The sequence below is a fragment of the Brevibacterium antiquum genome, assembly GCF_016107655.1.
GTDB classification, from domain to species: domain Bacteria; phylum Actinomycetota; class Actinomycetes; order Actinomycetales; family Brevibacteriaceae; genus Brevibacterium; species Brevibacterium antiquum.
Genome location: NZ_JABASX010000007.1, coordinates 86,170 through 108,282, shown reverse-complemented (window position 1 = coordinate 108,282; position 22,113 = coordinate 86,170). Strand labels below are relative to the sequence as shown.

Below are 22,113 nucleotides of genomic sequence, written 5' to 3'. Positions count from 1 at the left end.
TATGCCTGCAATCGGTGGTACTGGGCCTGAGAGTTTCCCGGGGAGGGAATTGCACCTACGGCGCTGCGCAGTACGGTAGCGGCAACCGAAGCAGTTGCGGCGACTGAGCAGCTCTCCCACGTCATGTCTTAACGGCAGTATTCAATTATGTGTGGTTTTGCGTGTTGCTGGTGTGGCTATATCCCTGTAGCTGGTGTGGCTATAAACTTATGGGGCCAAGTCTAGTGTCTGCGATCACGGCGGACAAACACCGTGATGGGCGCGGTTACCCGTGAGTCGGCTGTTCCGTCCGGTGAGTCGGCTGTTCCGTCCGGTGAGTCGGCTGTTCCGTCCGGTGAGTCGGCTGTTCCGTCCGGTGAGTCGGCTGTTCCGTCCGGTGAGTCGGCTGTTCCGTCCGGTGAGTCGGCTGTTCCGTCCGTGGTTGTGGGCTCGCGTGCGATTCTGTCGAGGAAATCGCACGCGAGCCCACACTGACGGAGTCAGCAGATCAGGCCTTTCCGCCGGCGGTGATGACTCCACCATCGGCGGTGAGCACCTGGGCGGTGATCCAATCGGCATCCGAGGACGCGAAGTAGGCCACGGCAGCGGCGATGTCCTCGGGAGTTCCGAGACGTTTGGCCGGGTAGGCCGAGGCGACTTCCTCTTCCCTGCCCTCGTAGAGTGCGGTGGCGAAGTCCGTCTTCACCACCGCCGGGGCGACAGCGTTGACCCTGATGTCGGGGCCGAGCTCGACGGCCAGTGATCGAGTCAGATGTGAGACTGCGGCCTTCGAAATGCCGTAGAAGGAAATCCCCGGGCTGGGGACCTGGCCAGCGACGGAGGAGATGCTCACGACGCGGCCTTTGTTCTCGCGGAAGCCCAGCTTCTCGTGATGTACGGCGCCTTGCACCCAGGCGAGTGTGCCGAGGACGTTGACGTCGAGGATCTTGCGAGCTGCGTCGAGGTCGATGTCGATGAGGGGTCCGTAGACGGGGTTGATGCCGACGTTCGTCACGAGCACGTCGAGGCGGCCGAACTTCTCGGCGATCGTGTCATAGACCTCGGCGCGGTGGGCCGGGTCGTCGGACTTGCCGGCGATGCCCAATGCGGCGCCTTCGGGGAACTGCGCGACCACCTCGGCGAGGGCCTCGGGTTTGCGGGCGGTGAGGATGACCGTGGCACCCTCTGCCTGCAGACGCTTGGCGATGCCGAGTCCGATTCCACGACTCGCACCGGTGATGAGTGCGACCTGACCGGCGAATCGCGCGCCGAGGTGGGTCTGTTCTTGGGTGCTGGCGTGCTCTGTCATGCGTGAACTCCATCGTCCGTCAAGTTAACCGAGCGTTCGCTCAGTACTGTGTTTGTATCGTAGGCAGGAGCGACCGACAATCACAAGGACGAGTCGGCCGGCAGCATCAGGAGATGACGGATGAACCGATTGAAGCAGACCCTCGACCTAGGCCCGGCCGAGCTGTTCCCGACGGCAAGGGAGGCGATCCTGACGTGGAAGCTGCAGGAGTCTGCCGGTGTCATCGCGCGTCCGGTCCGTCGTGTGCATGTCGCTCAGGTCGTGAATCTCTGGCTCAATCCGACCTGGCCGCTGCCTGCACCGCATCTGCGCGGACGCGAGCTCACAGTTCCGGTCGGATCCTGCGAAGTCATCGAAGTCATCGACGCAGACTCTGCAGCGGGTTTCGTCTACCGCACTCTGCCCGGGCACCTCGAGTCTGGGGAGCAGACCTTCCTCGTGTCCGTCGGAGCGGACGGTCGCCTCGGCGTCTCCATCACTTCGGAGTCCGTTCCCGGACATCCGCTGCTGAGAGCCCTCACTCCGATGTCTGTTGCGGCGCAGCGGATGATGGCTCGGCGTTATGTGGCCGGCCTGAAGACGATGCTGCAGCAGTCAAGTGTGCAGGTGAAATTCCGCAGTAAGCAATTGTCGAGAAACAGCGCTCAAATCGACATTTCTTCACCCTGAAATTTCCCACTGCCCCTTCGCCCCGCAGCCTTCACTCAGCATCCTTCAGTCCACAGTTGGCAATACCGCCTCAGCCAGGTCGAGCACCGCGTCCAGAGAGGGTTTGCCGTGATCGGTCAAGTGCGCGAGGTAGACGATCGACGGCTCCTCGGGAATGTCGAGGGGCACGGCGACAGTGCCGGCCTCTCGCGTATTGGCCGAGACCGAGTCGAAGGTGACCGAGATGCCCAGCCCCGAGGCGACAAGCGCTCCGATCGTCTGCGTGTCCGGTGCCGCCTGAACGAGGCGAGGGGTGAATCCAGCCTCGTGGCACAGCCGCAGGGTGTTCTCTCTCAGAGTCGAACCAGGGTGCGCAGGCAGGGTGATGAAGTCCTCGTCCGAGAGCTCTTCAACGCGGATCGATGACTGCCCGGCCAGCCGATGACCCTCGGGCAGTGCTGCGCACAGACGCTCGATCATCACCGGTCGCCCTGTCACGCCCGGCGGCTGCTTCGCCCACCGGACCAGCGTGAGATCTAGGGTCCCGTCGACGAGCCGCGCCAGCCCTTCCTCGGCGAATACGTTGGACTCGAGGTTGAACGCGATCCCGGGATGTGTCCCCCGCGATGCGGTGACCAGTGCAGCAGCCAGTGCGCGAGACGACGACCGGGCGAAACCGAAGCTGATGCGTCCGGTCTCCCCCGTTGCCGCTCGCTGCACGGAGTCGAGAGCGAGGCTCTGGAATTCGAGCATCTTCCGCGCCGGCTCGACCAGCGCCTCACCTGCAGGTGAGAGCTTCACATTCCGGGTGGTGCGTTGGAACAGAGTGACGCCGAGGTCGTCCTCGAGAGCCCTGATCGTGCGGCTCAGCGGGGGCTGGAGCACCCCCAGACGCTCGGCTGCGCGGCCGAAGTGCAGCTCCTCGGCGACGGCGAGGAAGGCACGCACCTGCTGAATCTCCATCATGTCTCGCTCTCCTGCGCCGTCGGTTTAGATATCATTTACGATAACAATCACTTCTCATTATTACTCACACTGCTATATTATGGGGTGAAACACTCTGAGGAACTTCAGAGCCGAGCAGAACCACCGGGAGCGTTCATAGATGAATGGTGAGACCACCGCGACCCAGGCACCGCCGGATCACAAACAGTCGGATCACGGTCAGAAACCACAGGATCCCACTGACAGTGCGGGAGATCAGGCCCCCAGCATCGCCGATTTCCTCCCACGCGCCGGCAACGGTCCTCTCTCGGGCCAAGTCGTCGTCGATTTCTCCCGTGTCCTGGCCGGCCCCTATTCCACGATGATGCTCGCCGACCTCGGCGCCACGGTCATCAAGGTCGAGGGCCCCAATGGTGACGACACGAGGCATTGGAGCCCACCGGTCCGTGACGACGACGCCACCTACTATCTGTCGATCAATCGGAACAAGTTCGACATCGCCCTCGACTTCTCCGATGCCGATGACCTTGCCGTGGCGCAGAAGCTCGCGGCCCGTGCCGACATCATCGTCGAGAACTTCAAACCGGGAGGTCTGAAGAAGTTCGGCCTCGACTACGACTCGGTCTCCACCTCTAACCCCGTGCCCAACCCGGAAGTCATCTACGCCTCGGTGACAGGTTTCGGTGCCCATAACCCGTTGCCCGGCTACGATCTGCTCGTCCAGGCCATGTCCGGGTTCATGAGCGTCACCGGCAGTCCCGACGGTTCCCCCTACCGTGCCGGCGTCGCAGTCTTCGACGTCATCACCGGTCTGCACACGACGATCGGGATCATGGCCGCAATCCAGCACAAGAACCTCACCGGCGAGGGTCAGCTGGTCGAAACCAACCTCATGTCCTCAGCGATGTCGGGCCTGGCGAACCAGTCCGGAGCCTATGCCGCCGCAGCTGTGACACCGACGCGCATGGGCAACGCCCACCCCAGCCTCTACCCGTACCAGCCGATGGCGACGAAAGACGGCGAACTCATCGTGGCCGCGGCCAACGACGGTCAGTTCGCCACACTCGCCACAGCCCTGGGCCGACCCGACTGGGCCGAAGACAAACGCTTCGCAAAGGCCAAGACCCGCAACGCCAATCGCGAGCAGCTCGAGCCCGAACTTCTCGAAGCCCTGCAGCAGCATACGGCGCAGGAATGGTTTGAGAAGCTCACGGCCGTGGGCCTGCCCTGCGCCCCGATCAACTCGATCTCCCAGGGAGTCGAGCGCGCCCGGGACCTCGGCCTCGACCCGATCGTCGAGACCGGTCAAGGCGAGCGCATCATTCCCACGATCCGCAACCCGATCCGGCTGGCGAAGTCCGAGGTCTCCTACGACCTCGCACCACCGGAACTCGGGGCCGACTCCGATCAGGTCCGTGCCTGGATCGACAGCCTCTAGCCCCACCTCGGCGACAACGGGGCCCAGTTCCACCTCGCCGACAGCGACACCACCACCACCGACAACTTCACAGCACCACGTCAACTCACAAGGAGAACGAAGAATGGATACTTCGGAACTCGACGACATCCTCTCGATCGTCCGCGAATTCGTCCGCGAGAAGGTCGTCCCCATCGAACTCGACATCGAGGCCGACGACGCCATCCCGGAGACGATCATCAGGGAATCCGCCGAAATGGGGCTCTTCGGATGGGCCCTGCCCGAAGAGTACGGCGGGCTGGGCATGAATGCCGAACAAGACGCCCAGCTGGCAATGGAGCTCGGCTACACGACACCGGCGTTCCGGTCCGTCTTCGGCACGAACAACGGCATCGCCGGCCAGGTCCTCGTCAACTACGGCACGGACGAACAGAAGAGCGAATGGTTGCCGAAGCTGAGCTCCGGCGACGTCGTCGCCTCCTTCGCGCTGACCGAGTCCGAGGCCGGATCTGACCCCTCAGGCATGCGCACCAGGGCCGTGCGCGAGGGCGAGAATTACGTCATCAACGGCAGCAAGCGCTTCATCACCAACGCCGAATCCTCCGACGTCCTCATGGTCTTCGCCCGCACCGACCCGAATGCCAAGGGCTCGAAGGGCATCTCGGTCTTCCTCGTCCCGACGACGACGGCCGGCGTCACGGTCGGAACCCATGACAACAAGATGGGCCAGGCCGGTGCCTGGACCTCGGAGATCTTCTTCGACGACGTCCGGGTCCCCGCCGCCAACCTCATCGGCGGTGAGGAGGAGAAGGGCTTCTACGCCGCGATGGCCTCGCTCAACAAAGGCCGTCTGCACGTCGCCGCGATCTGCGTGGGCCAGGCCACCCGCATCCTCGACGAGTCCGTGAATTACGCCGCCGAGGCGAAACAGGGTGGCGAGCCCATCGCCCGGTTCCAGCTCGTCCAGGCCATGCTCGCCGACATCTACACCGAGGTTGCCGCCGCCAAGGCTCTCGTGCTCGCGGCCGCAAAACGCTGGGATGCCGATGAGGACCGGAAGCTGGGACCCAGCTCCGCGAAGCTCTTCGCCTCCGAAGCTCTGGGTCGCATCGCCGACAAGGGTGTGCAGATCCAGGGTGGAACGGGCTATATGCGCGAATCCGCGGTCGAACGCTTCTACCGGCACGCTCGTCTCTTCCGCATCTATGAAGGCACCTCGGAAGTCCAGCGCGTCGTCGTTGCCCGACAGCTGCTCAAGGGCGCCCACAAACCACAGTTCAACCTGTAACTCGTCTACACGCTGAGAAGACACATCCTCATGCAAGGAAAGAAGGACCTGATGACCGACGCACCAGCCACCACCGCCTCCACCACCCAGGGCATCTCCGAGATCCCCGGCCTGCTCACCGGCAAGGTCGCCGTCGTCACCGGCGGCGCCCAGGGACTCGGCCTGGCCATGGCCCGCAGCCTCGTCAACTCCGGAGCAAAGGTCGTCCTCGGCGACATGAACGAGGAGAGCCTTCAGGCAGCCGTCACCGAACTCGGCGGTGTCGACTCTGCCGCCGGCGTCGTGTGCAATGTGGCTTCCCTGGAGAACACCGAAAAACTCGCCGAGGCGGCCACGACGACCTTCGGTGGCGTCGACATCTGGGTCAACAACGCCGGCATCACCCGTGACGCGACGATCCGCAAAATGACGGAGAAGGAGTTCGACGACGTCATCTCCGTCCACCTGCGCGGGACCTGGAACGGGCTCAAGGTCGCCACCGGTGTCATGCGCGAACAGGACCGCGGCGGCGCCATCGTCAATGTCTCGTCCATCAGCGGCAAGGTCGGCATGCTCGGACAGTCGAACTACTCGGCGGCGAAGGCCGGCATCGTGGGCATGACCAAGGCCGTGGCCAAGGAGGTCGCGTTCAAGGGCATCCGCATCAATGCGATCCAGCCCGGCTTCATCAACACCGCTATGACCGCGGCCATGCCCCAGCACGCGATCGATTCGAAGCTCGCCGAGATCCCGCTGGGCCGCCCCGGAGAGCCCGAAGAGGTTGCCTCGGTGGTGCTGTTCCTCGCCTCTGGCCTGTCCAGCTACCTCACCGGCACGGTCACCGAGATCTCCGGCGGGCGCCACATCTGATCACTGTTCAGACCCCGTCAGCATTCGGCCCTCGCCGAGGTGAGCCGACGTCCCCGCGGGGACGTCGGCTCTTCGCATTCCGGGGTCAGCCTCGGCGAGGATCTACGTGGTCAGTCTCGGCGATAATTTGCGTGCTCAGTCTCGGTAGGAGCGCCTGCGCGGAAGTTTGACGACGCCGAAGACGATCATGCCCACCAGCGGCAGCAGCGGCCAGACCCAGGTCACCCCGGATGCATTGACCATGCCCACATCGGCCATGATCGCCAGTCCCGCACAGATCGCTGCTGCGGCGAAGATCGGCATCCCCACCCGAGGGGCAGGGCGATCGTCGGGCTGCGCAGATTCGAACCGGCCGAAGATCACTACGAGGAAGCCGGTGATCGCGAGCAGCGCCAGGCACCACAGAGGACGGGTCAGCCACCACACACCGGTCAGCGGGGTGGGCAGCAGCGCCTCGGCATCGAGTGCGAGGAGCACATGGGCAAGAGCCGTCAGAGCGGTGAGATGCCACAGGAACCAGGTCATGATCCGCTGGTTCACAAGGACGGTGAGCATCCACAGTCCTGGGCTTCGCAGCAGCGCCGCCAGCGGTCGCTGAAGCATGAGCACGATTCCTGCCTGGGCCATTCCGAGGAAGGCCATGGTCACCCGGGTCGGGGCCGAGTTGGAGATCGCATCGGTGCCGGCGGTGATCATCGAGACCGGGTACGGGCCGAATCCGACGAGGAGTCCGAGCCCGATAGCGCCGATGGCGAAGAGCAGCAGACAGCGCTTCAGACTGGCGAGTCTGCCGTCGAGCCACGCGTAGCCGAACTGGTGGAAGCTGGCCCACACGAGCAGGTAGTTGGGGTAGCCGGCGAGGATGCTGCCGGTGGTGATGCTGATGACGTCGATGATCCCGGCTGCGGCGATTCCGAGGACAATCGACCACCAGCCCCATTTCTCCCACAGCACCAAACAGGGCGGAGCGACGATCGCGACCAGCAGGTAGGCGGCGAGGAACCAGGTGGGCACCAGCGCCATCTGCGATGCAAGCTGCACCGCGGCAGGCTCGGCGCCGAAGTTCAACGCAATGATGCAGGTGAGCAGCCAGACGAGCAGCAGTGGAATGAGAGGCAGCCCCAGGCGACGCAGGCGAGCGCGCAGCCATTCGGCGTAGCCGATGCTCTTGCGTCTCGCCGAACGCCAGGACAGAGCGTTGGAATAGCCGCCGACGAGGAAGAAGATCGGCATCACCTGGAACACCCAGGTCAGCGGGTGCGTCCAGCGAGCCTCGTCAAGCAGGCCGTGCGGCTCGATGCCTCCGGTGGAGCTCACAGCGATGATCGTCCAATGTCCCAGCACGACGACGGTGATCGCCGCCGCGCGGAGGAAGTCGACTTCTCGGTTGCGGGAGTCAGGGGTGGCGGCATCGATCTTCCGCGCCTGAGCCATGAACGAGCGAGGCATATGTGAGGATTCTTTTCGGCAGGATGGGACAGCAGGTGAGTGGCAGGACGGCGGTGGCAGGCTGGCCGCAGCAGGACGGCCGCGGCATGTAGGCGGTGGCTGAGCCGCGGGCGAGCGGTGGTGCCGGTCAGGCTTGGTATTTCACCTGGCCGCCGACCACGGTCAGCGCGACTGTGGTGTCACGGATCGCCTCGGCGTGGGCGAACAGTGCCTCTTCGGATTCGTAGCCGAGCAGACCATCGTGCGAAACTGCAGAGACGGTCAGCCCCTCTGCCACAAACGGATCGGTGTCGACGACGATGAAGTCGGCGTCCATGCCCGGGGCCAGATAACCTCGGCGATCTTCGAGTCCTGCCGCGTAGGCCGGGCCCTGGGTGTGCTGCCGAATTGCCTCGACGGCCGATAGCCGACGTCGAGGCTGGAAGCTCGTGGCCGCGTCTCCGGAGATGTTCGCCCTGGTCATCGCCGCATAGATCGCTGCGAAGGGATTCGCGGGCTCCACCGGCCCATCGGAACCGAACGCCACGTGTGCCCCGGCGGCCAGCAGGTCGGGCCAGGCGTAGGCGGCAAGTTGCGCAGATTCGTCGATGAGGTGAAGCAGGTGCAGGTCAGAGATGCAGTGACGGGGCTGCATGGAGGCGATGACATCGAGCTCGGCGAACCGGGCGACGTCGGCAGGCTGAATGAATTGGGCGTGCTCGACCCGATGGCGCAGTGGGCGTTCGAAGCGTTCCTGCGCCTCCTTCGTGGTCTGACGCAGACGTTCGAAGACGTTGAGCACATGGTGGTTGGCCTGGTCGCCGATGGCATGGATGGCAACAGAGATACCGGCCTCGGTGGCCCAGCGTGCGTTCTCGAACAGGTCGTCTTCTGACATCTGGGCGATCCCGTAGTTGGCGTCCTCGGGCGCAGCGCTCAAGGCGTCCTCGGGCACGGTGCCGGGGTAGGTGTAGAACTCCTGCTCGGCGCCCGCCTCGTCTCCCACCTCGTCGGGGGTCACAGTCTCTGCGTGAGCGTGCGGCTCGGGAAACGGTGAGGACATGTGGCAGGTGTGCGAGCCCAGGGCTCCATCGGAGAACAGCTTCAGGCCACCTCGGCGCAGCCAGTCATCGCCGTCGCCGGTGTGCCATCCGGTCTCGATGGCCCAGGGCACCTCCGGTGAGCGCAGGTACTTCGTGACACGGATGTGCTGTCGGTCGGCTTCGCGCAGGTCGTACCACCCCAGCGTCGAGGCGATGGAGTCGAAATCGTGGATCCCGGTCAGCCCTTGGGAGAGGAAGAGCTTCTGGGTGCGATCGAGTCGCTCGACCTGTTCTGCGCGGGACGGTTCGGGAATGAATCTGGCCACCAGGTCGGTGGCATCCTCACGGACCAGCCCGGTCAGCGAGCCCTCGTCATCGCGAACGAATTCTCCGCCGAACGGGTCCGCGGTGAGGTCATCGATGCCGGCGATCTCAAGGCCGTGGGCGTTCGTCCAGAGGGTGTGGAGATCGACTGACCACATCGCCACCGGATGGTCGGGTACGGCTTGGTCGAGCAGTTCGCGATCGGGGTAGCGCGGGTCATCCCACTTGTTGATGTCCCACCCGGAACCGACGACCCATTCACCGAACGGCATCTGGCTGGCGCGGTCACGGATGGCGTCGACCGCCTCGGTCAAGGATCGGACATCGGAGAGATCGAGATTGGTCAGGGAGTCTGCGTAGTGGACCGAGTGCATGTGCGCGTCGACGAGGCCGGGCAGGATGACCTGGCCGGCGCAGTCGATCTCCTCGATTTCGAGGCCCGGAATCACCGTGGTGGCTCCGATTCCACCCGCCGAGGCGAGCGCTGCCGTCGTCGAGGACTCCGCGGCTGCGATGTCGAGCAGTTCGGCTCTGGTGCCCACGGCCACGATCGTCTCCCCGTCGACGAGGATCGAGTCGGGTGCCACCGCCGAGGTGGCATCAGGGGCGGCAGGTGCAAAACTTCGCACGACGGCATTGGAGAACAGACGCATGAGCACCAGTCTAGAGCGCAAGTGCACGCGTTCCGGGCTGGGGCGCGAGGTGGTTTCTGCGCGCCGATACCCCAGCTCTTCTACCGGGAGTAGAATCCGAGGCATGGCCAATGTCTTCAGTTCTCAGGACACCCGTCTCGCCGCGGGTGCTCGCATCGTTCTTCCTGCCATCTGGCTCGGTCTCATCATCGGCATCTCCCTCATCGAGGCGCCGCTGAAGTTCACCGCGCCGGGCATCACGATCCCGCTGGGGCTGGGCATCGGCCGTCTGGTCTTCACCGCCATGAACTGGGTCGAGATCGCCATCGCCGTGATCCTGCTGTGGTCGGTGTTCAAGTCAGCCGTCGGTGCCCGGTACCGGCAGCTGACATGTGCGGTGACGGTCGTCCTCATCGCCAAGGTCGCCGTGATCCGACCCCTGCTCAACAAACGCACCGATGCCGTGCTCGCCGGTGTCGATGACGGCGGGTCGAGCCTGCACCTGTTCTACATCGCCGCCGACGGTCTGCTCATCGTCGGACTCATCACCATGCTCATCGTCGCTGCTCGACGCTGGGTGACGATCCGACCTGCTGTCAAGGGCGCCCCGCGGAGGTGGCGCTCACCTCGTGGAGCTGACGCCGCTGGCTGCCGACCGTGCACTGGGCTGACGCTCAATGCCAGCGGTCCAGGGACACGATTCTGCTGTTCGCGTTGGTCGCCATGACCAGGGGCAGATCGTGTGTGGCCCAGATGATCGTGTGCCCGGCCTCGGCCAAGGCGCTGAGCAGACGGGCGAACCGCGCGGCATTCGAAGCATCGAGTGCCGCGGTCGGCTCGTCGCAGACGATCGTGTCGACTCCGCTGGCCAGGGCCCGGGCCAGGCACACTCTGGCTGCCTGGCCTCCGGAGAGCTCACCGCACTTGTGCTCGAGCAGATCCGACCCCAGCAGTGCGCGGCCCAAGATGTCGGTTCGTTCTTCGGCCTCCAGCTTGCGGCCGAGAATGCGAGCGGTCCGGTCGATCACCTCGGCGACGGTGTGCCTGGGGTTGAGCCATTCGCGTGGGTTCTGCGGCACCAGCACGCCCGGCTCACCGCGGATGCGCCCGCTGGTGGGGGTGAGGAATCCGGTCATGGCCAGGCACAGGGTGGTCTTGCCGCTGCCCGAACCACCTCGCAGAACGGTGACGCTCCCGACGAGGAAATCGGCGCTGACCGGGCCGATCCGGGTGCTCCCGTAGTCGATTTCGAGCTCATGCAGCTCCATCGGCGTCACCCCGATTCTGCTGTGCCCGATCATCACTGACATGGATGACGTCGCCGCCGTGGATGACGTCGCTGCCATGGATGGGTGGCCCGTCCAAGCGGCGCAGTTCATCGCCGACACGATAATCCTGCCCGCCGAGGTGGCGGGGAGTCAGCGGCAGCGGGTGGGCTCCCGCGTCCGGTGCGGCTGCGGCAAGGGCCCGACTGTAGGCATTGTCGGCGTCTCCTGCCAAGAAATTCTCGACAGTGCAGGTGTCGACGATGTGTCCGTTGAAGAGGACGGCGACACGGTCATCACCTCGGGCGTTCCTGGCCATGCCGGAGAGGTCGTGGGTGACGGCGAGTACGGCGGCTCCATTGGTACGGGCGCAGTCGTCGAGGATGTCAACCATGGAATCGGCCTGCCGGGGATCGAGTCCGGCTGTGGGTTCGTCACAGACGAGCAGCCTCGGCGTGTGTGACAGGGCCGCGGCCAGGGAGACTCGGGAGATCTGTCCGCCGGAGAGCTCGTGGGGGTATCGCTGAAGCAGCGTGTTCTCCAGATCGAAGGGGCGCAGGTCCGGATCATCGATTCCGGCGCGGTGGAACCACTGCCGCAGACGCAGCCGCGGTGGGAACGTGTCCATGGCGTTCTGCGGGGCCCAGGCGAGTTCGCCGCGCCCGCGCAGCTCGGCCAAGCGATTTCTGCCTCGCCGGGTGCTCAGGTCAACATGCTCGGCACCGAAGTCGAGGTGCCCGGTGACATCGGCACGGGCAGGAGTCAGCCCGGCCAACAGATTGCAGAGTGTGGATTTCCCGGCCCCGGACTCCCCCACCAGCCAGGTGATGTGCCCCAGCGGCAGAGTCACGGAGACATCGGAGAGGATGTGGGCTCCTGCAGGCGGCAGTCGCAGGGAACACTGGCTCACGGTAATGGCCTTCACAGTGATCGCGGCCTTTCTCCGAGGCGGCGGGACATGATCGTCGGCGGCAGGAGCAGCAGCATGAGTGCCAGCGTCGGGACGAGCAGTGTCCACCATGCTCCCACGGTCATGTCGTTGCGCCCCCAGGCGATGAGCGGGCCCAGGGACACCGCGGCAGGATCGACTCCGATGCCCAGAAACGAGGTGGTGGCCTCGTGGACGACGGCCGAGGGGAAGGTGATCGCCATGGCAGCGGCCACTCGCCCCCAGACGGCCGGGAGCAGATGCCAGGTCAGGATCTGACGGCGGGTGGCGCCGAGGCGGCGGTCGAAGCGCACCCACCCGGAGTTCCATTCTTCGCTGAGTTTCGGCCCGATGAGCTGGGCCGCGATCGGCCAGTGCGTCAGTGCCACCGTGACCATGATCGCTTCTCGTCCCCCGCCGAGGATGCCCACGACGATGAAGGTCAGCAGCATCGAGGGCACGGTGACGGTGGCGATGAGCAGTGCCGTGGAGATCTTCGACAGTGCCCGCGACAGGGTGGACACGACTCCGATGGCGGCCCCGATGAGAGTTGTCGCCGAGGCGGTGAGGAGTGCGGCAAGAGCCGATCCCCCGGCCGCGGTCCAGGTGGTTCGGAAGACGCTGCGTCCGTAATGGTCGGTTCCAGCCGGTCCGCCGTCTCCGGGTGGCAGCAGGGAGTTGGCGAAGTCGGTGGTCTGCGTCGGCAGGAAGCGTCCGATGATGAGCAGCACCAGGACGGCCGCGATGGCGAGGATCGGCAGGCGAATTCTCATGGCCGATCACCGCTGGTCGTCGCGGTGCGCACCAGCAGCATGAGTCCTGTCGTCATTCCCGCAGCGATCGAGGTGACGGTGGCCAGCAGCGGCAGGTCGGCTCCGGCTGCGGCTTGGACGAGTGCGTTGCCCAACCCCGGATAGGCCAGTACCGCTTCGACGGCGGCCTCGCCGAGGACGATGGTGGGCAGGTAGACCAGTGCGGGGCTGCGCGCGGCGCCGAGCACGGTGGGCAGCACCGTGCGGATCCGGGCTCTGTGGCCAAATCCGCGGCCGATCAGTGCACGGGCCCACGGAGTCGACCACACCTCGGCGGCGGCAGAACGGGCCGCGGCGATGAGCGGGGCGGCCCAGGCGAGCGCGATCGTGATCGCCACCCCGGGGATGAGAGTGATCGGGGCGCTGGTGGCGGGGTTGGGCAGCGAAGCGCCCCAGACCACGACGATGATCAGCGCGATGAGGAACGAGGGGACTGCCAGCCAGGCGCCGAGGAAGCCCGAGGCGCTCGTGCTCTGGGCCAGTCCCGGGAAGTGGGCCAGCGCTATCGCCACCGCACCCACCACGATCACGGTGATGGCTGCGGCGCAGACGCTGGCGGCGATGGTGTTGAGACCGCGAGAAGTCACGATCTCTGCGACCGGGGCGTGGAGGATCCGGGAATAGCCCAGGTCGCCCGTGGTCACCGCCGTGATCAGCCACTGCCACCAGGCGGAGAGCCACCCACCGAGGTGGTAGGCGGCTTCGAGGTCGGCTCGTGCCTGCTCGGAGGCGAACTCCCAGCTGCCGACGGTGTGGGCCAGAGGGTTCGCCGGTGAGGCCGCGGCCAGGGCGAACACGCCTGCACCAGCGGCCAGCACCGCGATGAGCATCCCACCGCAGACGATCGCGCAGCGACGTACGACGCCCCTGGCCACGGTGCCCCTCAGCTCTTCGTCCAGTCCGCCAGATTCCACCATGGACCCCAGTCTGAGCCGTGGACGTGGGGTTCGAACGTGGTGTCCGAAACGTCCCAGCCGTCGGTGTCGGCGACATAGGTGTGTTCGAGGAAGGCGACGATGAGGTAGCTGGGGTCGTCCATGTAGAGGTCCTGGACCCGGCGGTAGTCCGCGTTGACCTTCGCCTCATCGGTCTCCTCGGCGGCATGGTCGAGGAGTTCGTCGGCTCCGGGAATCTCCACGTCGGAAGGATTGTCAAAGACCCCGGAGGCGCTTGTGTGGGTGTGCAGCGCCGCCCTGATCTGGTGATCGATGTTGTAGGGCTGTTCCCCACCGGCGTAGACGATCGCCTGTTTCGTCATGGACTTCTCGATCTCGTCCCATTCTCCGGCTTCGACCTCGACGGTGATGCCCAAGGGTTTGAGCTGTGCGGCGACCTCGGCGGCGATGTCCCCGCGCACGGAGTCACCGGCGGGATAGGTGAACGGGATGCTCGCGCTCTGACCGTTCTTGGAACGAAGGCCGTCGTCACCCTTCTTCCATCCGGCTTCGTCGAGCATTCTCTGCGCGGCCTTGACGTCGAGTTCGAAGTTGGCCGAGGGTTCGTAGGCGTCTCCGTAGAACTCACCGACCGGGGTCGAGGCCGGTGTGCCGTGGCCGGCGAGGACCTCGTCGACGATCTTGTCCCGGTCGATGGCGATGTTGAGTGCCTTGCGCACGGTGGCCGAGGCGGTGAACGGGTTGTCAGAGGGCAGGGTCAGTCCGCGCCAGTCTGCGGTTCTCGCGGTGACGATCTCATGGTCGCCCCCCGCGATCTTGTCGACCGAGCGCGGTGGCACGGCTGCCCCGGAGACCTTGCCGTCGGAGACTGCTGCCGCCAGCGCGGAGGAATCCGCGTAGGCCTGGATCGTCACCGATTTCAGTTCCGGAGTGGTGCGCCAGTAGTCGTCCCTGGCCTTCAGCACCGCGGTGTCCGAGGTGAGGGAGTCCAGGACGTAGGCACCGGTGCCGACGGGTTCGCTGTTGACGCTCCAGTCGGCGGCCGGAGTGCCCTTCTCGATGGCCTCGCTGGGCAGGATCCCCAAGGTCAGCCGTGAGGCGAACGTGGGCGTCGGCTCGCTCAACCGGAAGACGACGGTGGACTCATCCGGTGTCTCGATGTCCTCGATCATCCGGAATGCGTCGACGACCTCCGAGGCGGAGTCGGGGTCGATGATGGCTCGATAGGTGGCGGCCACGTCCTGTGAATCGAAAGCGGAATCATCAGAGAACGTCACGCCCTCACGCAGTTTCACCGTCCATGCGCTCGAGTCCTCATTCGCCTTCGGTTCCGCGGCTGCCAGCGCCGGCGCCAGGCCCGGCATCTGTCCCGTTCCCGAGTCCTCCTGCAGGCGCAGCAGCCCGTCATAGAAGGGGGAGTTGCCGTCGACGGAATAGCCGTTGACGGGGTTGTATCCGCCGAGGTTCTCGGTGCCGATGACCAGCTGCGAGTCACCCCCGTCGGGAGCCTCGCACGCAGAGAGTACGAGTGCGAGCGCCCCCACAGAGGCCACCAGCGCCGAGGTTGTCCTTCGTTTCATATCATCGACTCAGTTCAGTGCTGGTGGGCTTCTCCACCTTCGGCATGGGTGTGCATATAGCCTTCGCCTTCTTCCTCGGCGTGGAAGTGCGGGGCCATCGGGCCAGGGTCGACCGGGGTGTGATCGCCCTTGACGAAACGGGCGTGGACCTCGCGGACCCAGTCGGCCAGTGCGTCAACGGTCTCGGGGACCTTGCGGGAGACTCCGAGCACAGGCCCGCCCTCGCGTGCCTTCTTCGCGTCTTCGAGCATGAGATCGACGTCGACATCGACGTACGGGCCGAGGTCGATCTTATTGATGACCAGGAGGTCGGCGCGACCGATTCCCGGTCCGCCCTTGCGTGCCACGTCACCGCCGCCGGCGACATCGAGGACAAAGAGCTGGGCATCGACGAGTGCTGGTGAGAATGTGGCGGTGAGGTTGTCACCGCCGGATTCGATGAGGACGATGTCGAGGGGATCGAAGTCCTCTTCGAGTGCTTCGACGGCCAGCAGGTTCATGCTGACGTCGTCACGGATGGCGGTGTGCGGGCAGGCGCCGGTCTCGACGGCGCGGATGCGTTCGTCAGGCAGGACTCCTGCGGCCTTGAGGAAGCGTGCGTCCTCGTCGGTGTAGATGTCATTCGTGATGACGCCGATGCGGAACTCCTGCGCGAGCGCGGTGCAGATGTTGGCGATCGACGAACTCTTGCCGGTGCCGACGGGCCCGGCGATGCCCAGTCGAAGTGCGCGTTTTCCAGTGCTCATTGCCTCTCCTTCTCTTCGTGGTGTGTCATTGCTTCGTCAGCGAAAATTCTTGGGGGCGCCGCCGCAGTCCGGCCGCTGGTGGGTCCGGGGCGCGTCTCAACGGGGCACCGCGGACCAGGTCTGTTCGCGGCCCCAGGGTTCGCCGATGTGCGTGAGTGCGGCGTCGAGGCGTTTGCGCAGCGCCAAACCGTCAGACCCGACCGCAGTGATCTGCACGCAGGTGTCGTCGACGGGCAGGATCGCAGTCTGCGGGTCGATGACCACGGTCTCTGCCGGCAGTCCGCCCTCGGGGTCGACGATGACGATGGAGCCGACACCCAGTCCTCGCCCTGCCACGGCGGGCGAGTCGAAGCCGGGACTGTTCGGTCCCAGGTCGAAGCGTTGGATGCTCAGCGGAGCTCCGCCTCGGCGGACGGTCAGGGCGGAGCTGAGGTCTCCAGGGTCTTCGCCGTGACGGCCGAGGACGAGCTCTTCGCGGTAGAAGAGTCGTGCGTCGGCTGCAAGGTCGATGTCGACGGTGTGGGTGTGGCGGCACCCATTCGCCGCGATCACCGGCTCCGGCACCCACACCAGGGTCGCTGCCTCACCGACGTGGGCGTGTGATTCCAACAGTGAGGGGTGACCGTGGACGCCTGGCAGCACGAGCGTGGCCGAGACTTCACGGATGAGCAGGCTCGAACCGTCGCCGACGCTGACGTCGAAACGGTAGTGGTCCCCGCCGAGTGGCCCGGCTGCTCCCGAGGTCAGGGCGATGCGGGCGGCGTTCGGATCTCGATCGATATAGGGTTCGTGGCCGCTGGCGCCGGTGGGTCGCGGCACCAGTGGGGCTTGAGCGCGCAGGCCCGACACGCGTGTTCCCGGCTGGCCAGGCTCGCTCAGCTCGGTCGCCACAGAGGCCCGGCACGTCATGCCGCTGGGGCCATTGGGTTTCACCTCGGCAGAGGACACGGTGCCGGGGCTCCTTCTCTCAGGATGCGAATAGTCGAACATGGTCCTTCACGTGCATCTCGGCGGCGAAATCTGACAGGGGCGAGCTCAGCGCAGGCAGGTCCCGGGCCGGGGTGAGTTCGTAGTCGGCGGCTGCCTCCGCGGCGACGTCGAGCTCCTCGCCCAGGGACAGGATTGCTCCGTGGGCTTGGAAGGGGTCGATGCTCATGAGCTTGACCGCGGCGGTGGCCGGTCCGGTGACTGCTTCGTGGAGCACGACGGCCGCCGTCTCCGCAGCCCCCAGTCCCAAGGCTCGACCGACTGCCCCGTACACGAGTGGCTGCTGCAGCCCCTTCGGCAGGTTCTCCAGCAGCGGATGCGGATGGATCCGCTGCATCGACCGCAGCATCAGCGTCCCCAACCACTCCCCCGTCGTGCGCAGGGCCGGGGCGGGTGTGCGGGCACAGAGCTCAGCATCGAGATCGGCGAGGGACCGGTGGTCACCGACGATGTGCCGAGCCGAAACCGCGAAGGCGGCGTTCATCAGCCCGGTCGTGTGCAGGCGTCCGTGCAGGAAGTCCTTCAGGTCGGACACATCGGTGACCCAGCCTTGGCGGATGGCCTGTTCGAGCCCGCCGGAGTGCGCGTATCCGCCTGAGGGAAGTCGCCCGTCGCCGAGCATCAGGAGGGTCGCGCGTGAGGTGCTTCGTGTCATTCCTGTTCTCAGAACAGGAAATAGCGTTGGGCCATGGGCACGAACTCCGCGGGTTCGTGTTCGATGAGTTCATCATCGATGGTGACGGCGTAGGTGTCGGAGTCGACCTCGATCTTCGGGCGGGCCGAGTTGTGGATCATGTCGTCCTTCGTGACTCCACGTGTCGAGGTGATCGGCACGAAGGGCCTGTCGACGTTGACCTTGTCCGCAATGCCGTCGGCGATCGCATGTTCCGACACGAACGCCATGCTCGTCGCTGCTGCCGCGGACGACCGGAAGTTGAAGCCCATCCGTTCGGACACCGGCTGCGGGGTCGGGATCGAGGCGTTCGGGTCGCCCAAGGCAGCTACGGCAGCCATGCCGCCCTTGAACACGGTGTGCGGGCGGACCGCGAACATCGAGGGCTGCCAGAGCACGAAGTCGGCCAGCTTGCCGACCTCGATGGAGCCGACGTGGGCGTCGATGCCGTGAGCGATGGCCGGGTTGATCGTGTACTTCGCGACATAGCGCATGGCGCGGTTGTTATCGGCCCGATCATCGCCTGCCAACGGTCCGCGCAGTCGTTTCATCTGGTGAGCGGTCTGCCAGGTGCGCATGGCGACTTCACCGATGCGCCCCATGGCCTGAGCGTCGGAGGACATGATCGACAGTGCTCCCATGTCCTGGAGAACATCCTCGGCGGCAATGGTTCCCGCCCGCACCCGGCTCTCGGCGAACGCGAGATCATTGGGCACCTGCGGGTTGAGGTGGTGGGCGACCATGACCATGTCCAGGTGTTCGTCGACGGTGTTGGTCGTGAAGGGCCGCGTCGGGTTGGTCGAGGCCGGGAGAACGTTGAGCTCCGAGGCGATCGTGATGATGTCGGGTGCGTGGCCGCCGCCGGCACCCTCGGTGTGGAAGGCGTGGAAGGTGCGCCCTTTGACCGCGGCGAGCATGTCTTCGACGAAGCCGGCCTCGTTGAGGGTGTCGGAGTGGATGGCGACCTGGACTCCGGTGTCATCGGCCACGCGCAGGGCGTTGTCGATGACGGCGGGTGTTGCGCCCCAGTCCTCGTGGATCTTGAAGCCGCCGGCACCGCCGCGCACCTGTTCGAGCAGGGCTTCGTCGTTCATTGTGTTGCCGCGCCCCAGGAAGAGGACGTTGACCGGCCAGGGGTCCATGCTTTCGAACATGCGCGCCAGCCACCAGGGGCCGGGGGTGGCCAGTGTGGCCTTCGAGCCTTCGGTCGGCCCCGTTCCGCCGCCGACCATTGTCGTGGTTCCGGCCATGAGTCCGACCTGGAACATATCGGGTCCGACGTAGTGGACGTGCGTGTCGACGGTGCCGGCGGTCATGATGAGTCCGTTGCCGCTGGCGATCTCCGTGTTCGGGCCGATGACCAGGTTGGGGTCAACGCCGTTCATGGTGTCGGGGTTGCCTGAGCGTCCGATACCGACGAATCGGCCGTCGCGCACACCCACATCGGCCTTGATGACTCCCCAGTGGTCGAGGATGATCACGCCGGTGATGACGAGGTCGGGAGTGCCTTCGGCGCGGGTCCGTGATGATTGGGCCATGGATTCGCGAGCGGACTTTCCGCCGCCGAAGACGACTTCGTTACCGCCGACGCAGTAGTCCTTGTCGATCTCGATGACGATGTCCGTGTCGGCCAGTCGGACTCGGTCACCGACGGTGGGGCCGAACGATGCCACGTATTCGGACCTCGATATGTCAACCATCCAACTCTCCTCTGCATTCGCCTCGGAACCCAAGGGCGATGCGTGCGCCCTGAATGGGAACGAGTTCGACTTCTTCATCGGCCCCCGGCTCGAAGCGCATCGCGCCGCCGGAGAGCACATTCAGTCTCTTGCCCCAGGACCGTCCGCGGTCGAATTCCAAGCCGGGATTCACCTCGGCGAAATGGAAGTGCGAACCGACCTGGATCGGACGGTCGGAGATGTTGGCGACTCTCAGGGTCGTCACGGCCAGGCCGACGTTGATCTCGACGGGTTCATCGCGGAGGAAGATCTGTCCGGGGATGACCTTGTCTGCAGCTGTGACCGGCGCCGTCGATTCCTCGCGTGGCCCCTGCCTCGAACCCGCTCCGGGTCGCCTCGGCTCGCTGGGGCCGCTGGGCCCCGATGAAGGGTGCCGCTCACGTTCGTCGATGCCCGGTTCCGCCACCACCGTTGCTTCGACATCCTCGTAGTCGCGCCCGGGGTCATCGCTGGGATGTTCGGCATCGATGTCGCGATGCTCGGGCTTCAGTTCTTCGTTTTCGAACGGGTTGGTGCCCTGCTTCTCGTCGTCGGGTCCCGTTCCTGCCGGTCCGTGTTCGTTGCTCATCATTGGAGCGGTCCTGTCACGGTCACGAGCTTGGTCCCATCGGCGAAGGTCGCCTCGACCTGGACCTGGGTGAGCATTTCCGGTACCCCTTCCATGACGTCATCTCTGCTGAGCACGTGTCGGCCCGATTCCATCAGGTCGGCGACGCTGTTTCCGTCTCTGGCACCTTCAAGGAGATAGGAGGTGATGACGGCTGTCGCTTCGGGCAGGTTGAGTTTGAGGCCGCGGTCTTTGCGCTCCAGGGCCAATTTTCCGGCTGTGTAGATCATCAGACGCTCTTGCTCATACAAACTGAGAAACACTTTTCCCCCGGTGCGTTCGAAAGGTATGTATCAATTCGCAAAGGTGATGTGGAGGCTGCCTGTCACTCCGGGTGCTCGAGACCCGGGCAGGGCACGTCGAATGACGTCCTGAAGCAGCGTCTCACCCGCGAGAATACGCTCATGCAAGCAACCTTACCCATCGCTTTTGGGCAGTCAAGTCCACGACGGAGGTCGTCTGCGGCCGGGGTGTCAGCGCAGCGTCGGCTCGGGGTCGGCGCGGGGTCAGCGCGGGGTCAGCGCGGGGTCGGCGCGGGGTCAGCAGGGCGCGATGAGGGCCGTGGGCAGCTGGCCCCCGAAGCCGTACGGGCCGTGGGGCGTCCTATCTGCCCGGGCGTTCTGACGGCCGCGCATTCGATCGCAATCCGAGCACCGTGAGACGCCGAGTCCGTCACCTTTGATGCAGGAGGCGATCACTTTTGGTGCAGGAGGCCAGATTGTGAACTGGTCTCCTGCATCAAAAGTGATCGGTGCCCAGTCGTCTGTCTGCTGTGGTCCGTGCCCACGGCGAGCTCAACGGGAGGCTCCGGCGAATTTCCTAAGCGTGGGTGCCTGTGCGAAGAGCTTGGTGGAGAAGGTATTCAGGTGCAGGAGGTCCTTGAACCTCATGCGAATCACGGTGTATCCGAGTGCCAGCAGACGGTTATGTCGATCGCTCTCCTTGTTCATGGCGGCCCGGCCCTCGATCAGATATTTGCCGATGCCATCGACTTCGATAATCGTCCTCGTCGCTTCATGGAGGAAGTCGACGCGAGCGACGAAGCCATTGGAGTCTCGGATACTCACCTGCTGGTCGAAGCCGTTGATCTTCAAAGCATGGAGGTTGAACGAGCAGAAACTCTCAGCGATGCTCTCGGACATCGGATTGAACGAGTCAACCATTCTTCGCGCCGAGGCCCTGCCGTTCTTGAGACGCTCAACGGCGGGGTACCAGCTTTCCACAGCACGTTCACGCGCAAGTCGCTGAAAGCCTGGAGGGTACCCGAATCTGAGATCAGGCTCTTCCTCGATTCCGATGAGCGAAGCTCGAAGCACTGATTCCATCGCCGCGAAACCCGCTTGCTGACCCAGTTCGCGAACAAGGTCCAGGGCAGTTCTGACCGGAGTGGTGAGTGCAAGATGGGAATACACGCATCGATCTGCTTCGTCGATCACACGCACATGACGGGTGATTTCGTTCGATCGGGAACTGCTGGTCGGATGAATGACCGAAATCGGGCCCGGCGCCACATCGAACAGTGGAATTCCATGTATCAACGCGGCAGAGACTCCCCATACGACATCGTCGCTTCGATATCGAGAATAGCTGAGAATGCGAAGTCGGCGCAGTTGTTCCTGATAGGAGAAGTCGTCCCTCAGCTGCGCTGGCGTCTTCTGCACATGCAGGTCGATCCACGCAGGATCGTCGATGAATCCGGCGAATCTCCTGTGCCGACTGTTCGAGCACCTGGCAAGGACCGTATACACTCCGCTGCACAGACGGCGCAGACAACAGGCCTGAGCCTGACGAATCACTCGTGTCGACACTCCCGCCGACACGAGCTCCCTGTAGTAGACGATGTTATGCATTCGTCGATCATGAGTCGCAGAAGCCAGCGAACACCAGACGGACCAGCGTACCTGTGGAAAGGGTGCCTACATCCACAGCCATTTCGAGCACGAGTCGGCGAACCGTCCACAGGCTGCCGCGTATATGCGGAGGACTTCACCAGCTGCCGATCACATTTGGTACACAGT

General features: G+C 64.9%; 21 protein-coding genes and 1 riboswitch. Of the genes, 5 read left to right on the top strand and 16 right to left on the bottom strand.

From position 1 onward, the window contains the following. Positions 1 to 5: 5 nt before the first annotated feature. Positions 6 to 129: riboswitch (glycine riboswitch) on the bottom strand. Between the two features lie 358 nt (positions 130 to 487). Next, positions 488 to 1,288, bottom strand: coding sequence for an SDR family oxidoreductase (locus tag JFC13_RS12985; protein WP_198397506.1), 801 nt, complete (start codon positions 1,286 to 1,288; stop codon positions 488 to 490). A 120-nt stretch (positions 1,289 to 1,408) separates the two neighbouring features. Here JFC13_RS12985 and JFC13_RS12980 point away from each other — a divergent pair, with 120 nt between their 5' ends. Then, the gene (locus JFC13_RS12980) at positions 1,409 to 1,957 is read left to right on the top strand and encodes a DUF1990 family protein (protein WP_198397505.1); all 549 of its coding nucleotides are present in this window, start codon (positions 1,409 to 1,411) and stop codon (positions 1,955 to 1,957) included. 45 nt (positions 1,958 to 2,002) lie between these two features. Here the strand turns inward: JFC13_RS12980 and JFC13_RS12975 are convergent, their stop codons facing one another. Next, positions 2,003 to 2,902, bottom strand: a complete 900-nt coding sequence (locus JFC13_RS12975) for a LysR substrate-binding domain-containing protein (RefSeq protein ID WP_198397504.1) — start codon at positions 2,900 to 2,902, stop codon at positions 2,003 to 2,005. A 139-nt stretch (positions 2,903 to 3,041) separates the two neighbouring features. Between JFC13_RS12975 and JFC13_RS12970 the strand changes: the two genes are divergently transcribed. From JFC13_RS12970 to fabG, 3 genes are all read left to right on the top strand, one after another. Continuing rightward, positions 3,042 to 4,319 carry a CaiB/BaiF CoA transferase family protein gene (locus tag JFC13_RS12970; RefSeq protein WP_198397503.1) on the top strand — a complete coding sequence of 426 codons (1,278 nt, stop codon included), beginning with the start codon at positions 3,042 to 3,044 and terminating at the stop codon, positions 4,317 to 4,319. A 103-nt stretch (positions 4,320 to 4,422) separates the two neighbouring features. Beyond that, positions 4,423 to 5,586: an acyl-CoA dehydrogenase family protein gene (locus tag JFC13_RS12965; RefSeq protein ID WP_198397502.1), complete on the top strand. Its 1,164-nt coding sequence runs from the start codon at positions 4,423 to 4,425 to the stop codon at positions 5,584 to 5,586. A 51-nt stretch (positions 5,587 to 5,637) separates the two neighbouring features. Further along, a complete protein-coding gene (gene fabG / locus JFC13_RS12960) occupies positions 5,638 to 6,435 on the top strand; it encodes a 3-oxoacyl-ACP reductase FabG (protein WP_198397501.1) in 798 nt (265 codons plus the stop codon). A gap of 135 nt (positions 6,436 to 6,570) precedes the next feature. Here fabG and JFC13_RS12955 read toward each other — a convergent pair whose 3' ends face one another. Both JFC13_RS12955 and JFC13_RS12950 read right to left on the bottom strand, forming a co-directional pair. Further along, positions 6,571 to 7,884 (bottom strand): acyltransferase family protein, encoded by a 1,314-nt coding sequence (locus tag JFC13_RS12955; protein ID WP_198397500.1) that lies wholly within the window; start codon positions 7,882 to 7,884, stop codon positions 6,571 to 6,573. A 127-nt stretch (positions 7,885 to 8,011) separates the two neighbouring features. Beyond that, a complete protein-coding gene (locus JFC13_RS12950) occupies positions 8,012 to 9,883 on the bottom strand; it encodes an amidohydrolase (protein ID WP_198397499.1) in 1,872 nt (623 codons plus the stop codon). Between the two features lie 103 nt (positions 9,884 to 9,986). Here JFC13_RS12950 and JFC13_RS12945 point away from each other — a divergent pair, with 103 nt between their 5' ends. Further along, complete coding sequence (locus tag JFC13_RS12945) at positions 9,987 to 10,589, top strand: hypothetical protein (RefSeq protein ID WP_332839408.1); 603 nt, start codon at positions 9,987 to 9,989, stop codon at positions 10,587 to 10,589. Here the strand turns inward: JFC13_RS12945 and JFC13_RS12940 are convergent. From JFC13_RS12940 to JFC13_RS12885, 12 genes are all read right to left on the bottom strand, one after another. After that, complete coding sequence (locus JFC13_RS12940; protein WP_198397498.1) at positions 10,537 to 11,130, bottom strand: ATP-binding cassette domain-containing protein; 594 nt, start codon at positions 11,128 to 11,130, stop codon at positions 10,537 to 10,539. The two genes, JFC13_RS12945 and JFC13_RS12940, sit on opposite strands and share 53 nt — an antisense overlap. Continuing rightward, positions 11,117 to 12,037 (bottom strand): ATP-binding cassette domain-containing protein, encoded by a 921-nt coding sequence (locus JFC13_RS12935; protein ID WP_198397497.1) that lies wholly within the window; start codon positions 12,035 to 12,037, stop codon positions 11,117 to 11,119. The genes JFC13_RS12940 and JFC13_RS12935 overlap by 14 nt, the downstream gene beginning before the upstream one ends. Positions 12,038 to 12,048: 11 nt before the next feature. Continuing rightward, the gene (locus JFC13_RS12930; protein WP_198397496.1) at positions 12,049 to 12,828 is read right to left on the bottom strand and encodes an ABC transporter permease; all 780 of its coding nucleotides are present in this window, start codon (positions 12,826 to 12,828) and stop codon (positions 12,049 to 12,051) included. After that, positions 12,825 to 13,784: an ABC transporter permease subunit gene (locus tag JFC13_RS12925; protein WP_198397495.1), complete on the bottom strand. Its 960-nt coding sequence runs from the start codon at positions 13,782 to 13,784 to the stop codon at positions 12,825 to 12,827. Before JFC13_RS12925 ends, JFC13_RS12930 begins: the two co-directional genes overlap by 4 nt. Continuing rightward, positions 13,751 to 15,343, bottom strand: a complete 1,593-nt coding sequence (locus tag JFC13_RS12920) for an ABC transporter substrate-binding protein (RefSeq protein WP_198397494.1) — start codon at positions 15,341 to 15,343, stop codon at positions 13,751 to 13,753. Before JFC13_RS12920 ends, JFC13_RS12925 begins: the two co-directional genes overlap by 34 nt. 14 nt (positions 15,344 to 15,357) lie before the next feature. Continuing rightward, positions 15,358 to 16,089, bottom strand: coding sequence for an urease accessory protein UreG (gene ureG, locus JFC13_RS12915; protein ID WP_198397493.1), 732 nt, complete (start codon positions 16,087 to 16,089; stop codon positions 15,358 to 15,360). 96 nt (positions 16,090 to 16,185) lie between these two features. Then, positions 16,186 to 17,037, bottom strand: a complete 852-nt coding sequence (locus JFC13_RS12910; protein ID WP_198397492.1) for an urease accessory protein UreD — start codon at positions 17,035 to 17,037, stop codon at positions 16,186 to 16,188. Positions 17,038 to 17,056: 19 nt separating this feature from the next. After that, a complete protein-coding gene (locus JFC13_RS12905; protein WP_198397491.1) occupies positions 17,057 to 17,731 on the bottom strand; it encodes an urease accessory protein UreF in 675 nt (224 codons plus the stop codon). 8 nt (positions 17,732 to 17,739) lie between these two features. Further along, on the bottom strand, positions 17,740 to 19,449 hold the full coding sequence (locus tag JFC13_RS12900; protein WP_198397490.1) for an urease subunit alpha: 1,710 nt from the start codon (positions 19,447 to 19,449) through the stop codon (positions 17,740 to 17,742). After that, positions 19,442 to 20,059: an urease subunit beta gene (locus JFC13_RS20085; RefSeq protein WP_232488582.1), complete on the bottom strand. Its 618-nt coding sequence runs from the start codon at positions 20,057 to 20,059 to the stop codon at positions 19,442 to 19,444. Before JFC13_RS20085 ends, JFC13_RS12900 begins: the two co-directional genes overlap by 8 nt. After that, positions 20,056 to 20,358: an urease subunit gamma gene (locus JFC13_RS12890; RefSeq protein ID WP_092104410.1), complete on the bottom strand. Its 303-nt coding sequence runs from the start codon at positions 20,356 to 20,358 to the stop codon at positions 20,056 to 20,058. The genes JFC13_RS20085 and JFC13_RS12890 overlap by 4 nt, the downstream gene beginning before the upstream one ends. A gap of 531 nt (positions 20,359 to 20,889) precedes the next feature. Continuing rightward, positions 20,890 to 21,945 (bottom strand): DUF559 domain-containing protein, encoded by a 1,056-nt coding sequence (locus JFC13_RS12885; RefSeq protein ID WP_198397489.1) that lies wholly within the window; start codon positions 21,943 to 21,945, stop codon positions 20,890 to 20,892. Between the last annotated feature and the right edge of the window lie 168 nt (positions 21,946 to 22,113).